At 59.2% G+C, this 14572-nt stretch carries 10 protein-coding genes; 7 read left to right on the top strand and 3 right to left on the bottom strand.

From position 1 onward, the window contains the following. The first annotated feature begins 83 nt into the window (after positions 1-83). From ACUUL3_RS03085 to ACUUL3_RS03060, 6 genes are all read left to right on the top strand, one after another. Positions 84-2312 carry an ABC transporter permease subunit gene (locus ACUUL3_RS03085; protein WP_448554475.1) on the top strand — a complete coding sequence of 743 codons (2229 nt, stop codon included), beginning with the start codon at positions 84-86 and terminating at the stop codon, positions 2310-2312. A gap of 9 nt (positions 2313-2321) precedes the next feature. Continuing rightward, on the top strand, positions 2322-3917 hold the full coding sequence (gene pstA / locus ACUUL3_RS03080; protein WP_448554473.1) for a phosphate ABC transporter permease PstA: 1596 nt from the start codon (positions 2322-2324) through the stop codon (positions 3915-3917). A gap of 113 nt (positions 3918-4030) precedes the next feature. After that, complete coding sequence (gene pstB, locus ACUUL3_RS03075; RefSeq protein WP_448554471.1) at positions 4031-4822, top strand: phosphate ABC transporter ATP-binding protein PstB; 792 nt, start codon at positions 4031-4033, stop codon at positions 4820-4822. 16 nt (positions 4823-4838) lie between these two features. Continuing rightward, entirely contained in the window at positions 4839-5522 is a 684-nt protein-coding gene (phoU, locus tag ACUUL3_RS03070) for a phosphate signaling complex protein PhoU (RefSeq protein WP_448554469.1), read from the top strand. Positions 5523-5542: 20 nt separating this feature from the next. Continuing rightward, positions 5543-6244, top strand: coding sequence for a response regulator (locus tag ACUUL3_RS03065; RefSeq protein ID WP_448554467.1), 702 nt, complete (start codon positions 5543-5545; stop codon positions 6242-6244). A 406-nt stretch (positions 6245-6650) separates the two neighbouring features. After that, entirely contained in the window at positions 6651-7280 is a 630-nt protein-coding gene (locus tag ACUUL3_RS03060; RefSeq protein WP_448554465.1) for a PEP-CTERM sorting domain-containing protein, read from the top strand. A gap of 896 nt (positions 7281-8176) precedes the next feature. On the opposite strand, the gene ACUUL3_RS03055 is transcribed toward ACUUL3_RS03060, so the two are convergent. From ACUUL3_RS03055 to ACUUL3_RS03045, 3 genes are all read right to left on the bottom strand, one after another. Then, positions 8177-9226, bottom strand: a complete 1050-nt coding sequence (locus ACUUL3_RS03055; protein ID WP_448554463.1) for a prolipoprotein diacylglyceryl transferase family protein — start codon at positions 9224-9226, stop codon at positions 8177-8179. 59 nt (positions 9227-9285) lie between these two features. Continuing rightward, a complete protein-coding gene (locus ACUUL3_RS03050) occupies positions 9286-10281 on the bottom strand; it encodes a phosphatidylserine decarboxylase (RefSeq protein ID WP_448554461.1) in 996 nt (331 codons plus the stop codon). Positions 10282-10392: 111 nt separating this feature from the next. After that, positions 10393-12789: a hypothetical protein gene (locus ACUUL3_RS03045; RefSeq protein ID WP_448554459.1), complete on the bottom strand. Its 2397-nt coding sequence runs from the start codon at positions 12787-12789 to the stop codon at positions 10393-10395. 326 nt (positions 12790-13115) lie between these two features. Here ACUUL3_RS03045 and ACUUL3_RS03040 point away from each other — a divergent pair, with 326 nt between their 5' ends. Next, positions 13116-14327 carry an alkaline phosphatase gene (locus tag ACUUL3_RS03040; RefSeq protein ID WP_448554457.1) on the top strand — a complete coding sequence of 404 codons (1212 nt, stop codon included), beginning with the start codon at positions 13116-13118 and terminating at the stop codon, positions 14325-14327. Positions 14328-14572 lie beyond the last annotated feature (245 nt).

Here is a 14572-nt window from a genome sequence, read left to right as displayed (position 1 = left end):
AAAAGCCCGGTCCGGCAGCGGCAACCGGGCTTTTTTTTCAGGTGACTCCGTTTTCGGCGGCAACCGGCAAGGACCATGGCACCATGCAGAAACTAGACAGACAATTCATCAAAAAAGTCCGCCGCAAGGACCGCATCGCCACCCGGATCATCACCGTGGGCGGCCTGCTGGTCATCGCCAGCGTCATCGCCATCCTCCTGCTCATCGTCAGGGTGACGCTGCCCCTCTTCACGCCGGCCCAGGCGACAATGCTGGGCAGTCTCCCTCCTGCCGCCCGGACCCAGGAGCCGCTGGCCGTTGGCGTTGACGACTATCAGGAGGTGGCCTATGCCCTGGACGGCAGGGGGGTCTTCACCTTTTACAGCCTCAAAACCGGCGCCAGACTGCGGGAAATCCCGGCTGCCGAAAAAAACGGTCTCGCGGTCAAGGCCGTGGAACTGCACAAGAACAACGTCTACACCCTGCTCTGGACGGATAACAGCGTCACCGCCACCGCCGTGGATTTCCACCTCGTCTTTGCCGAGGACGGCGCCCGCACCGTGACGCCCGTCCTTACCCCCATCGCCTCCTTGCCGGCAAGCGTCTCCCCGTCTGAGCCCGTTTCCGCGGCCGTGCGCGGCGCCAGGGCGGAGAAGCTGACCATGGTGGCCCTTTTGGCCGATGGCAGCTTTCAGATCAGCACCGAAACGACCCGCACCGACATCTTTGAAAACGTCACCAGAGAAGCCTCGGCCTTTCATCTTGCCGAGGAGCTTCCCGGCCGGGTGACCGCCTTTGTCGTGGACGAGAAGGGAGAAACCCTCTATGCCGGCACCGAGAGCGGCAGCCTGCTGCGTTGGGACCTGAGCGGCCCGGAAGGCTTTCGGCGCACCGACAACGTGATCGCCACGCCGAACAATCTGCCGGTTACCGCCCTCGCCATGGTCTTCGGCGACATTTCCGTGGCGGTTGGCGACGCCGGAGGCAATCTCGCCACCTGGAGTACCGTCCTCACCGGCGGGACCGGCGCAAACCCCAAAAAACTCCGCAGAATGCACCAGCTCGCCGCCCATAAGGCTCCGGTGACCGCGATCGTTCCCTCCCGCCGCGCCAAATCCCTGGTCAGCCTTGCAGCGGACGGCATGATCCATTACGACCACATGACCAGTGAAAACCATCTGCTGGACCTTGAAAGCGGCTTTTCCCGCTTCGGCATCTCAGGCCGCGACAACAGCCTGATCGGCCTGGACGCCAATGGCCAACTGGTCGCCTGGAACATCGACAATCCGCACCCGGAAGTGAATGTAAAAACTCTTTTCGGCAAGGTCTGGTATGAAAGCTACGACCAGCCCGCCCATGTCTGGCAATCCTCCGCCGGCAACGACGACTTCGAGCCAAAATTCAGCATCGTCCCCCTGCTCTTCGGCACCATCAAGGGCACGCTCTACGCCATGGTCTTCGCCGTTCCCCTGGCCATCTTCGGCGCCGTCTACACCAGCCAGTTCACCAACCATACCTTCAGGAAAGCGATAAAACCCGTGGTCGAGATCATGGCCTCGGTTCCTTCCGTGGTCATCGGTTTTCTCATCGCCCTCTGGCTGGCGCCCATCATCGAACAGGCCATTCTGGTCTTGATCCTCTCCTGCCTCCTGCTGCCCCTGCTCTTTTTCGCCCTGATGAACAGCCTGCGACCATTTTACAAAACGCCTTTTCTGCAGAACCGCTTCAGCGGCTATGAATTTTTCCTGCTCATTCCGGTGATTCTCCTTGCCGCGGCATTGGCGGGCGCCATCGCTCCCGGCCTGGAAAACCTCTTCTTTGCCGGCAGCTTCAAACAATGGCTCTTTGACGACGTCGGCGTGCGCTACGATCAGCGCAACAGCATCATCATCGCCTTCGGTCTGGGGATAGCCGTGATTCCCATTATCTTTTCCATCACCGAGGATGCCATCTCCAACATCCCCGGCAGCCTTACTGCGGCCTCCCTGGCCCTGGGAGCCAGCCGCTGGCAGACCATCTGGCGGGTGGTACTTCCTTCGGCAAGCCCGGGAATATTCGCGGCGATCATGATCGGTTTCGGCCGCTGCATCGGGGAAACCATGATCGTGCTCATGGCCACCGGCAACACTCCCATCATGGACTGGTCCATATTCAACGGCATGCGCACCCTGTCCGCCAACATCGCGGTGGAGATCCCGGAAGCGCCCTTTGGCGGCACCCTCTACCGGATACTCTTTCTCTGCGCCACCCTGCTCTTCGCCCTGACCTTTATCCTCAATACCGGGGCAGAGGTCATCCGCGAGCGGCTGCGGAAAAAATATGGCCGTTATTAAGGAGAAGCTATGCTGAAGCAGAAATTCTGGCGGCAGGGGGAGCCCTTTGTCTGGGCCACCGGTCTCGCCCTATCCCTCATTCTTTTTCTGACCCTGGTTCTCATGTATGTGGTGGTGGCAAACGGCATCGCCGTTTTCTGGCCCCGGGAGGTGCGTCTGGCCACCCTCAAGGACGGAAGCCGGATCATGGGGGAGATCGTCCGCGAGGAACAGATTCCCGGCAGTGACGGCAAGCGACTGCAGTTCAAGATCGGCAACCGCGACCTCTACGGCCTTGATTTCCGATGGGTGGACAGGGCGGAGATCGCCTCCCTGACCACGCCGGGAAACGCATACGTGCTGGAACGCCGGGAGTTCGGCAATTTTTACGGTTATCTTGCCCAACTCTCCACCCCGGGCCTTTCCCTGCCGGCGCCGGCAGAGAACAGCCTGGACGCCGCCCTGGCGGCCATTGAACCGGTCACGGCCGAAGTGGAAAGGCTGGACAGGGGTATCAGCGCCTTGAACCGTGAAATGGAAGCCGTTCATCTCAAGCTCGCCGATCTCCGCTACCGGCGGCAGGAAGCAACGCCTGCCGCGGCCCGCCTCAAGGCGGAAGAGGAGAGGCTGAAAAACGAATTTTCCCGGCAGGTCGACCTGCTCGGCAGCCAGCGGATCGCACTGCTCCGACACGAAGCGACCTTCGTCACCGCGGACGGCCTCGACAAAAGCGTCGCGCTCGCCAACATCGTCCGCGCCTACCGGCCCAATGCCATGGGCCTGCCCGCCAAATGCCGCTATTATCTCGTCCGCCTCCATGAGCTGTTCTTTGCCGAGCCCAGGGAATCCAACACCGAGGGCGGCCTCTTTCCGGCCATCTTCGGCACAGTGATGCTCATCTTCCTGATGAGCATCCTCTCCTTCCCCCTGGGAGTCATCGCCGGCATCTATCTGCGTGAATATGCCAGGGAAGGCTATCTGGTGAAGATGGTCCGCATCGCCGTGAACAACCTGGCCGGCATCCCCTCCATCGTATACGGCATCTTCGGCCTGGGCTTCTTCGTATACGGGATCGGCGGCCAGATCGACCAGCTCTTCTTTCCGGAAAAGCTGCCCACCCCCACCTTCGGCACCGGCGGCATCCTCTGGGCCAGCCTCACCCTGGGCCTGCTCACCGTGCCGGTGGTGATCGTCGCCACCGAGGAGGCCCTGGGCGCCATCCCGCCCGGAATCCGGGAGGGTTCCCAGGCCCTGGCCGCCACCAAGTTCCAGACCTTGAGCAAGATCCTCCTGCCCATGGCCTCGCCCGGGATTCTCACCGGTTTCATCCTGGCCATGGCCAGGGCGGCCGGCGAGGTGGCGCCGCTGATGATCACCGGCGTGGTCAAGCTGGCCCCGGCCCTGCCTCTGGATGGAACCTTTCCCTATCTGCATCTGGACCGCAAGTTCATGCACCTGGGCTTTCACATCTATGACATCGGTTTCCAGTCGCCCAATGTGGAGGCAGCCAAGCCCATGGTCTACGTCACCACCCTGCTGCTGATTCTGATCGTACTGGTCATGACGAGCACCGCCATCTACCTGCGCAACAAAATGCGTGAACGCTACGCCGTGGCCGATGTGTAGGAGCCGTTCAGAAAAAAATGCCCTGCCCCGTTTGCAAACTTCCGTCCCGGTGCCTTGCGCCACGGAGAATTGCCCAGGCCAACGCGAACGACGGCAATAATTAAGGAGACCCAATGCCCCCCCGGACAGACAACGCCATTATCAGTATTGAAAACCCGCAGGTCGCGGTGGAAGGTTTGAATCTTTTCTACGGCGCCAGCCACGCCCTCAAGAACATGACCTTCGGGATCCCGGCCCGGCAGGTCACCTCCCTGATCGGCCCCTCGGGCTGCGGCAAATCCACCTTCATCCGCTGCGTCAACCGGATGAACGACCTGGTGGAGGGCCTGCGCGTCGAAGGCCTGATCAAGATCGACGGAGAGGACATCAATGATCCCTCCCTGGACGTGATCGAGCTCAGACGCAAGGTGGGCATGGTCTTCCAGAAGTGGAACCCCTTTCCGAAGTCCATCTACGAAAATGTCATCTATGGCCTGCGCATTGCCGGCATCAAGGAAAAAGGGATACTGGACGAGGCGGTGGAAAAAAGCCTGAAGCGGGCCGCCCTCTGGGATGAGGTCAAGGAGCGGCTGCACCAGTCCGCCATGGGACTCTCCGGCGGTCAGATGCAGCGACTCTGCATCGCCAGGGCCATTGCCGTCAACCCCGAGATCATTCTGATGGACGAACCCTGCTCGGCCCTGGACCCCAGATCCACCTCGCGCATCGAGGATCTGATCCGGGAACTGCGCGGCGACTACACGATCATCATCGTCACCCACAACATGCAGCAGGCGGCGCGGATTTCCGATTACACCGCCTACATGTATCTGGGCGAGCTGGTGGAATACGGCCCGACCCAGAGGCTTTTCACGGTGCCGGCGAAAAAAGAAACCGAAGATTACATCACCGGCCGTTTCGGGTGAGAAAAGGAGCATTCCCATGGCACGAAATATTCAAACGGAAATCGACAAGCTCAAAAATCATATTGTCTATCTGGGCACTGTGGTGGAAGAAAACATGCAGCGCTCGATAAAATCGCTTCTGGAGCGGAACGCGGAGCTGGCAAGATTGGCGATGCAGACGGACCGGGAGGAAATCGATCATATCGAAATCGACGTGGAAGAGGAGTGCCTGCGGATCATGGCCCTGCATCAGCCGGTGGCCTGCGACCTGCGCTTTCTCGTCACCGTGCTCAAGATCAACAACGATCTTGAGCGGATCGGCGATCTGGCGGCAAAAATCGCCGACAAGGTTGTCCTGATGCAGGAGACGGACCCGGTCAAATTCTCCTCCGAGAGCATGCAGATGCCGATGATGTTTCAGGCCATGTTCGAAAAAACCCTCTGGATGTTTCGAAAAACCATGGATTCCTTTGTCGACGAGGATACCGACCTCGCCTACAAGGTCTGCCTGGCCGACGACGAAGTGGACGGGGCGAAACGCGCCATCCGCAAAGAACTGGAAGAAATTATCATGAAAGATCCCACCCAGCATGTATACTTGGCCAAGCTGATCAGCGTGGCCAGAAGCCTGGAACGGATCGCCGACCACTGCACCAATATCTGCGAGGATATCATCTACATGGCGCAGGGAAAGATCGTCCGTCACCATATCAGCAGATAGAAAAAAGGGAGAGGCTCTTCATGGCCAAGGAAACCATCCTCATTGTCGAAGACGACGAAAACATCCAGCAGCTGGTGGGGTATAACCTGGCCAAGGCTGGATTCCACGTGCTCCATGCCGAAAACGGCGAACAGGCCCTGGCCATGGTGAAACGCGAAAAACCGGATCTGGTGGTGCTGGACATCATGCTGCCCAGCGTAAGCGGTCTGGAGGTGTGCAAGGCCGTGCGCAAGGATCCCCAGAGCAAGGCGACGCCCATCATCATGCTCACCGCCAAAAGCGAGGAAAACGACATTGCCGCGGGTCTTGACCTGGGTGCGGACGACTACATCACCAAGCCCTTCAGCCCGAAAATTCTCATCTCCCGGATCAAGGCGGCGCTGCGCCGCAAGGAGGGGATCAGCGAGGAAGAGAGCGGCGGCAAAAAAGAAGGCCCGCTCAAGGTCCACGGGATCGTCATCGACCCGAAGCGCTACGAGGTGCTGGTCAACGGCGAGCCGATCACCCTCACCGTGACGGAATTCAGCATTCTGGAGCTGCTGGCCCGGCGGCCGGGCTGGGTTTTCAGCCGCCAGCAGATCATCGACGGGGTCCGTGGCTACGACTATGTCATCACCCCCCGGGCCGTGGATGTCCAGGTCTTCGGGCTCAGGAAAAAACTCGGGCAGGCAGGCGACTGCATCGAGACCGTGCGCGGCATCGGTTACCGCATGCGGGGCTGAACCGCCCGGAAAAATTCGTTTTCCGGACACTGTCTGTCCGCAAGCAGCCGGCGCTCGGGGAAGACGTGAATCCGCTGCCCGCCGTTGCCCAACCTTCCCTCTCCCCCCGAGAGGCCTCCCGTCTTGCCCCCCCGCAGACGGTTCTCCCTTGCCCTCTCGACAGGGAGCAACCATGCCGGCAGCGGATCGAGCCTCCCTTTTACGGACAAAACCTTCCGTAATTACGGAAAATCTCTTCCCTCTGCGTTCGGGAACATGGACTCTTCATCGGAACGCCCACGACCTAAAAAAAATAACCCACTGAAACAACTAGAAAAAATAAAAAATGCAACCTCGGCATGGTTTATGCTTAACAGGAAAGCCATTTGCACCCAACACCTGCAACCACGAAAAACCGAGGGAAACCATGAAAAAGATACTCTTCGCAGCACTGGCCACCGGCATACTGATGATCGGCATCAACGGATCGGCAAATGCCTTGCCCACCACCCTGATCGCCCAGGGGTCCACCTGGCAGTATTCCGTTCTCACCTATGACCTGTATCCAAGCTGGAGCAGTGCCGACTACGACTCATTCGGCTGGGATAATCCCGGCATAGCCTGGCAGACCGGCGACGCGGCCTTTGGCAACCCATATTCCCTCCCCTACAACACTTACTGGGCGGCCTACACCGATCTTGCCCTCAAGCAAACGTTCAACATCGATGGCGTACTGGCTGAACCCATTACCCTGAACGTCGCCTCGGACAACGGCTTTATGGTTTTCATCAATGGCCAGATGGTGGCAAAGGAAATGGCGGAAGGGTACACCGGCTATTGGGAATACACCCTGCCCCTCACAACTCTTGCCTTTATTTCTCCGGGCGAGAACCTCATCCAGGTCCTGGCTGAAGATCACGGCGGCGCCACCTTCTTTGACCTGCAACTGTCCGCCGACGTGACAGCGGTCCCGGAGCCTGCCACCATGCTCCTCTTCGGCACCGGCATAGCCGTTCTCGCCGGCAGGCGCCTGAGAAAATCAGGGGCAAAAAACTAAACGCAAAACAGGCATGGGCGGCTCCTGGTCCGAAGCTGCCCATGCTTTTGCAACACACCGCAACCGACAAAAATCCCATTTTCCGTACAATGGTGAGAAGGTACATTCTCCGTCCCAGGCATGTTTTCCGCTTTTTCGTACTTCCTGGAAATCTCTCACCGACAGGGTTTTCGTACGAATCGTATTGATCACTTCAGGCACCGGCCAAACGAGAACGCATTTCCGGAAAATACCCCTTTTCTTGTATTCCCGTTTCCAGGCACACCGGCGATCAGCAGCGCCTGTGGCGCGTCAATTCAAACGTAAAATCATCAGGATAACCAAATAACCCCAAAAATACTTTTTTACGGGGAACAGATATTGCAATTCCATCTGTACAAGAAGACGTGAAACCAAACCAAAACGCAGGGGGGTTGCACGATGACACGCCAACAAGCACTCCATATCCTGATGATGAGTCCGATTTACTTCCGCCTCCCCTTGGTTGAACGGAAAAGCCTTTTGGATGAATTCTGCCAGGAGCTTAACCACTAAGAGGCGTCGTGCGATCCTGCGGCATCACCGCCGTCATGTTGGGCAGCCAGTTGCGGAAACCGCCCTCTCCTGAGAGACAATGCTGCCCTGCCGCAACGCTTTCCGTAAGGAATCCTCAAGGAGGGCTGGAACAAAAAAAACCGCCTCCATCCTCCCTTCCCCTTTTTTCCTTCCCTGCTTCCGCTCACTCTGCTCCATCCCTGGAACCTTGGAGTTTCGCAACTATTTCCGAAGCCCGTTGCCCGCGCCGGCAAGCATCCTGTTCCCCTTCGGCGGCATGAGTACGCGGAACCGGCTGAAAAGGAAAGGCCGTCCGCTGGCAACGGCTCGGCCTTTCCTTTTGGGAAGACGCGGATGAACCCTCAGATCTGTTCGTTTCGCACATAAAGATGAAGGCGCGCGCCGGTGACGCGGCTCACGCCGGTGTAGAGAAAAAGGGCCAGCCAGAGAAGCTGCAGAAAGAGGATGACCTCGGGCCGCCAGAGGGCGGCGAACCCCTGTCCCAGCATGGCCGCAGGCAGAACCGGCGCGGGGAGGAGGAAAAAGAGGGTGAAGGCGTAAGCGATGTTGACGAGCCCCATCTTCTGATAGGCGCTCCACCTGCCATCGCCCCGGTAGTCGGCGCGGAAACGCTCCGAAACAACCCGCCAGGCCATGGAAAATATCGCAGTGAACGCAAAGCTTGCCGCAAACCGCCCCTCCAGAAAAAGGAAGACCCCCATGAGCCCGGCAAGCACGTAAAGCAGCGAGGTGATGGCCTGGACCGGCAGCACCTTTACCCCGGCAAGATCGGAGGCATAGGCGATCTTCTTGGTTTCCCCCTGGAAGGTGCAGTGCGCCCTGGCAAAGACCTTTCGCCAAAAGGGGCTGAGTTGGTGCAGGGGCTTGCCGTAACAGCAGCCAAAGCTCAGACAGGCGAGACGCCCCACCCCTTCGCCGATGATATAGGCGGTGGCCAGGGCGGCCATGGCCGCCAGGGCCGGAATGCTTTGCCTGGCGGCAAAAGGAAAGAGGCCATGACCCCAGATCAACAGCGGCAGCAAATAGAACCCGGCCGTGGCGCCGCCGGCCACGGTGAAGGTGTTTTTCTTTCCCTCAACCAGCCTGGCCACCACCTTCGCGGCGACAAGGGAGACGAACATGGTGCAGCCGGCGAGCCCTGTGATTACGGAAATGGGCAGGCCCACCGAGGCAAGGAGAAAGAAAAAGACCATCACCCCCAGAACGCTGCCGCCGGCAAGAAGCACTCCGTAAAAGGTAAGGTTCTTCCCCCGCCAGCCTCCCCCCTCCTCCCGTCCCGCCGGGATCGCCGCGAGAAACTGCCAGTTCTCCCGGGGCAGATGTCTGAAGGCAAGAAAAAGCAGCGGGACGCTGACCGATGCCACCGACAAGACAAATACAGCGTTGTTCATGTGTTATCTCCCAAAATATTTCACAGGCAGGGCAAAACAGCCTGCCCATCGCGCGGCCGTCACCCCTTGCGGGCGATCAACGACCTGACCTGAACATCCACCTCGGCCAAGGGAACACCAAAGCCGCGGCTGAAGCGGCTCAACACATCCGGCCGCCGCATCTGGGCGAGAATATCCTCGGCAAAGCGGATTTTGCCCCGTTCAAAGAGCAGGATATCGGTGCTGCTGCCGGGCCGGTAGATGCTTTTCGGCTGACCCTTGCGGACAAACATCCCGGGCCTGACCACGAGCGGACGCTCGTAACGGTACTCGCTGTAGCACTGCACCACGTCCCCGATCATCAGGGCAACCACCTCGATCATCGCCACAAAACCGAGCCGGGAGCCGCCAGGCACGTCGGTCTGGAGAATGGTCACCACCCGCTTGTTCTTGGAATAGGGGGTCACCACCTCCACCACGGCGCCGGGGTTGCATGAATGGTAGGAACCCTCCACCTCGTAGATATCGACCACCCTTCCGGACACCGGCAGGTGGTTGTAATGGTATTTGTCCGGGGTCAGGCGGAAGATGGCAAAATCACCGTCGGCAAAAAGCCTCTGCCAGTGCTCCCTCTCCCATCCCAGGAGTTCGTCGAGCTCAAAAAACTTCCCCTTCAGGAAAAATGGCGACGGCCCGGCAAGAGTACCGGCGACCATGCGCGCATCGGCCGGAGAAACGATGGCCTCCTGTTCAACAGGCATGGGCCGCGATTCCCAGTAGCGGATCTTCCTTTCAAAGATACGGCGGGCGGTGCTGAAGTATTCGGCCGGCTCCAGGCATTCGCCAAGATCGACGCCGCAGCGCGCCAGAAAACGCTGATTGCCCAGAAGCCTGGCGGCCAGGGGCAGATCGAAATTACAAAATCCCAACAGACTTGAGACAAAGCCGCTGGTCGCGAGCCGAAAGAGGCTGGGCGCCTGTTCCCTGGTGCGGGAATAGAGAAAATTGACAATACGGTCACCGAAAAGCTGTTCGGTCATCACCGCCTGGCTTGCGCGTTCGACATACTGGTGCATGGCTTCTCCTCAACTGAAAGATGATAACCTATTCCCCACCTGAGACGCATTGCTCGGCACGGAAACCCGAAGCTTCACCCCAGCGAAGGAGCGAGATGGCGGCACGTTTTTTCAGGACGCCAGCAGGTGTTTCTCCCGCTTGGCGTCGGTATCTTCGGCAAAGAGCAGCAGACAGAGAAGGCGCTCGGCGTCTTCCCGGTCAAGGTCATCGGCGGCAATGCCTGTCCAGCAACGGGACAGCCATTGGGTACCGCTTCCGGCTCCCGTCAGCAGCCGGATCTGTTCCCGGTTCTCCAGGGAGAGTGGATAGCTGCCGCCGGCCATGGCGCCAATGTCCTTTGCCGCCTCCTGCCACGCCTCGCTCAGATGGGCGAGGCGCAGATCCTGGCGGTAATAGCGCTCGGCCTCGTTGTTGAATTCGGCGGCGGAAAGATCCATGGGCGTACGACCGGACCGATGGTTGCCAAGGATTCCCCGCACCAGGCGACCGCAGGCGGAATACGCCTCGGGTCTGGCGAGGCGCAGATCAAGATCATCAATGGTTTCATGGAGATCGAGCATTTCGATGAGATCGGCGCCATCCTCGCGGATGAGCGCGAGCAAGGCCTGGCAATATTCCCGGTTGTGGACCCGGAGATAGCCAGGATAGCGGCGGCTGGGACGGACACCCCTTGTCCGCCCGACAATGCGAGCGAGAAAACGGTTCCGGCTCCCCTTGCGCACGAAAAAGGTGGGGATGTTGCCAGCCGCTCCGAAGAAGATCTGGCGGCGTTCGCTTTCGACGGACGGTTCGCCGGGAATGTCCTCATGGCTGGCCAGCCCTTTGGCAATATAGTTGTAGGCCATGGCATAGAGGAGCATCTGCAGGTCGGCCGCCCGGGCCAGATCCGTGCCGAGCCCGGAAAAGAGCGAAAAATGGCGGGCCTCGAATCCGGAGTAGCCCATGACGGCGAACTGCCGCAACCGGTAGGGCAGATAGATGGACATACTCCGATCAAACACGCCCAGGGCGTGCAGGTCATCCTTCAGCCTGAGGTCGTTGTCCAGGGTCCCGTCCTGACAGCAGTTGCTCTCAGTGGATAAAAGGGAAACCGGGTAATCCACCAGCCGGAAATCAGGGACAAAATCACCCCGCAGGCGAAACAGCCTGCCGACCAGGCGATCAAAGGCCTGGGGGCCGAAAGGTGTCAACGCATGGCCGCAGACCCTGTTTTTCGCCTTCTTTTTCCAACGCCGCCAGAGCATGCGCAGATGGGTGTAATCAAGTTGATGGGGCAGAAAACCGAGGACCTTTTCCGGGTGGAAATCCTCATAGTCAAAGCGGTAGGGCGCGGCACTGTAAGTCCCGACGAAGAGCGGGAGAAAATGCTCCATGATCTTGGCAACCAGGTCACCCAGATACTTTTCATGATGCCGGTCGAAACCGCTCGCCGGGTCGCTCAACAGCGCCGTGAGTTTTTTGCTCCCCATGCTGAGGTGGGTGCCGTTGTTGGCCAGACTGATGTTCGAGGTCTGGGGCAGGACCACCAGATTATTGGTGATGATGCCGGCCTCCCGCATCTTCATGACCGAGTTGAGATGGCTGCGGCTCAGTACCTGATGACAGAGTTCCATGTAGCGATGCTTTTTCTCGCCGTCGTTCCAGCCGGAAAGGCATGGGCTCATGAAGAGTTCCCGGTAAAAGGCATCCGAAATGTTCTCATTGAGAAAGCGCTGCCGCACCGGCGGGTGTGGCGAGAAGAAAATCACCGCCTTCTGGCCGCTCTCTTCCAGGGCGAATTTTTTGTTGGCGTAAAGCAAAAGCAGATGCGAAAAGAGATACCGCCTGGCAACCTCGGCCGCAATGGCGCGGCCGGGACTCTCCCCCTTCCGGCTGCCCAGCACATGGAAGGAAAAGGTTTCCGGCGAGGTGTTGTCGCTCAGAAAATGGTTGAGCAGCCGCCCGCCCACCAGCCTGAGCGTCTCGTTTCCGTTTCCGCGGCCGCCAACGAGATCGGCCAGGGCCAGTTTGAGCAGATAGCTGATGGGCACCCGCAGCCAGCAGGCCCCGTTTTGTCTCAGAAAAAAGCGTTCGACGTCATTGCGCGGCAGGCTGTCGGGATCATTTTTGTCGGCGCGCAAATCCTGGTTGAGGATCTCCCTGGCAAAGCTGTTCAATCGGTGAAACGGAAATTTGACCCAGCTGTTTTCCCAGAGTCCTTCCTTGTTTTCGGCAAGGTATTTTTCGAGATTCCGGCAGGCCTGATAGGAAGTGTCCCCGCTCCTTGCCCGGCGGATCAGGTTGGCGAAGTAGCTTGACCGCTCGATGGCGGCCGGCAGATCCACATCCGCCCTGGAGCCGGCCACGGCAACCTGCAACTCGTTTTCGGTTCCCGAGGTGATGTCGCCCCGGACAAAGGGCAGGGTGGCTGGATCATGGGAGCGGAGGGCAAGACGGTCAAGACATTCGGCCAGGGTGACGGGGGCGCGAAAATTACGGGCAAAGAGGGGATAATTTGCGGCGTTCAAGGTGATTTTCCTCTCCTTCTGCATAAGTTGCTTTGCCGCTCATCCTAGGGGGAAAAAATGATGATTTGGTTAGAATCGAAAAAAAATTCCGTTAGCAGCGGGCCTCGGCAAACCCCGTTGCAATTACGCCCCTTTTTCAGCAGCCAAACCCGCAGATCGGCTCAATTCAACGTATCTTCTTAAAATAACAGGGAAATTCCGGTAAGGAAAAATTAACTTTCCCGGAACCGCGCCTTAACAATCCTCAGGCAAAGTACTTTGCAAAGGGAACAAACACGGCCGCCTCGGCCATCCTGAATAATTTCAATGCACAAGGGGGATTTCCCATGAAAAAGGCGTATCTTTTCGCAACCTGTCTGACGCTGGCCTGCACCATGTCCGTTTCCGGAGAAGCACTGGCGCGAAAGCACGACAACGACCAGATCGAGCAGCACCGGAAACGCAAGGCGAAAAACATCATCTTCATGGTGCCGGACGGCATGGGGCTGGCCGACGTCACCGCGGCACGCATCGCCATCAATGGACCCAACGGCCACGGCCTGCATTTCGAAAGCCTGCCGGTGATCGGCTACCAGCGCACCCATTCCGCGGACAGCACGGTAACTGACTCGGCAGCCGCGGCCAGCGCCTGGGCCGCCGGCGAAAAATTCAACAACGGCGAGATCTCCTGCCACGCCATTGAGGCCGTCTGCCTGGAAAGTCCGGCAACCATTCTGGAAATCGCCAAGGCCATGGGCAAGGCCACCGGCCTGGTGGCCACCTCCACCATCACCCATGCAACCCCGGCCTCCTTCGGCGCCCATGTCAACTCCCGCAAATGCGAAACCGAAATCGGCCGCCAGTACATCGAGGACACCCAGGTCGACGTTCTCCTGGGCGGCGGGATCGGCCCCAACAGCACGAGCAGCTCCGCCAACTGCGCCCAGTACCCTGGCCAGGACAAGGATGCGATCATTGCCGCGGCCCAGGCTGCAAACTACCGGTATGTGACCACGGCCGACGAACTGCAGGCGGCGGTCTCCGGTGACGACAAGGGGAAGATCCTTGGCCTTTTCAACGCCGAAGGCCTGACGCCCGAGTATCTGCGCACCCCACAAGTCAGCGAGCCGCGCCTGCCCGAAATGACCGCCACCGCCCTCGACATCCTGGAAGAGGATAAGGACGGCTTTTTCCTGATGGTGGAAGGTTCACAGATCGACTGGGCAAACCATGCCAATGACTACCCCTACCAGCTCGGAGAAATGCGCGCCTTTGACGAATCGGTGCGGATGGTGCGGGAATGGATCGCCGCCAGGCCGGGACGCGGGGAAAACACCCTGCTGATTGTTGTCGCGGACCATGATACCGGCGGTTTTGCCGTGAACGGACCTTACGGAACCCTGAGCAATGCCGGGGACTCTATCCAGGCGGGCTGGAGCACCGACGAACATACCGCCGGCGATACCATCATCTGGAGCCAGGGCCCTGGCAGCCATCTGTTGGGGAGAGCGGTGGACAACACCGATCTCTACCACGTCATGGAGAGCGTCCTGAGATAACGTACTCTCCGCCTTTCCTCACCCTGGAGCGGGGAAGAACGTTCGCTTCTTCCCCCTCCGTTTCTCTCTCTCCCGGTCCTCGGTCTCCAGAATGACGCAACCGGTTTCCCCTTATCAGCCCGCTGAAAAAGACAGCCCCGACTTTTTCACCTGCCGGTCGGGCAAAGAAGGCTTGCGCAACCATCACAAATTTCCGGAATCTTGCAGAACCGGCGAAATTCCGCGACACATACTCTGCCGCCGCT

The sequence above is a fragment of the Thiovibrio sp. JS02 genome, assembly GCF_053485635.1.
The sequence above is the reverse complement of the archived record's forward strand: the minus strand, read 5'-3'. Positions and strand labels throughout refer to the sequence as shown.